A 680-nucleotide genomic window follows, 5' to 3' on the forward strand; every position below is an offset into this window, starting at 1 on the left:
ATCGGCGACGGCACCCCCGAGGAAGTCCGACGCAACGAGGAGGTCATCAGCGCCTACCTCGGCACGAGTCACTGAACCGCCACCGAACGAGAACCAAACCATGGCATTCTTTCTGGAAGCCCTCCTGGGTGGCCTGATGGCCGGCATGCTCTATTCGCTCGTGGCCCTGGGCTTCGTGCTGATCTTCAAGGCCTCGGGCGTCTTCAACTTCGCGCAGGGCGCGATGGTGCTGTTCGCCGCCCTTGCCATGGCCCGCCTCTCGGAATGGATCCCCCTCTGGCTGGGCATCGAGAGCCGGGTGCTGGCCAATGTGCTGGCCTTCGTGCTGTCGGCATTGCTGATGGGCGTCGTGGCCTGGCTCGTGGAGCGGCTGGTGCTGCGCCACCTGGTCAACCAGGAGGCCGTGACCCTGCTGATGGCCACCCTGGGCATCACCTACTTTCTCGACGGCCTGGGCCAGACGATCTTTGGCTCGAACATCTACCCCATCAACGTGGGCATGCCCAAGGACCCGCTGGTGCTGTTCGAGAGCACGTTCGACGGCGGTGTCCTGCTCAACCTGGAGGACGTCTACGCGGCCTGCGTGGCTGCCCTGCTGGTCGCGGTTCTTTCGCTTTTCTTCCAGAAGACGGCCACCGGCCGCGCGCTGCGCGCGGGGGGCCCCGCCCCCCCCGCCCCGC

2 protein-coding genes are annotated in these 680 nt (G+C 66.3%); both read left to right on the forward strand.

Translation table 11 applies throughout. From position 1 onward, the window contains the following. Window positions 1–75, forward strand: a 75-nt coding sequence (locus AC07ZS_RS29870; protein WP_444691490.1) for an ABC transporter ATP-binding protein C-terminal domain-containing protein, incomplete at its 5' end; no start/stop codon positions are given. Window positions 76–100: 25 nt separating this feature from the next. Next, window positions 101–680 (forward strand): branched-chain amino acid ABC transporter permease (locus AC07ZS_RS29875; RefSeq protein WP_494802045.1); only part of this gene is annotated, 580 nt, incomplete at its 3' end.

It is taken from the genome of Hydrogenophaga sp. GW456-12-10-14-TSB4 (assembly GCF_059424305.1).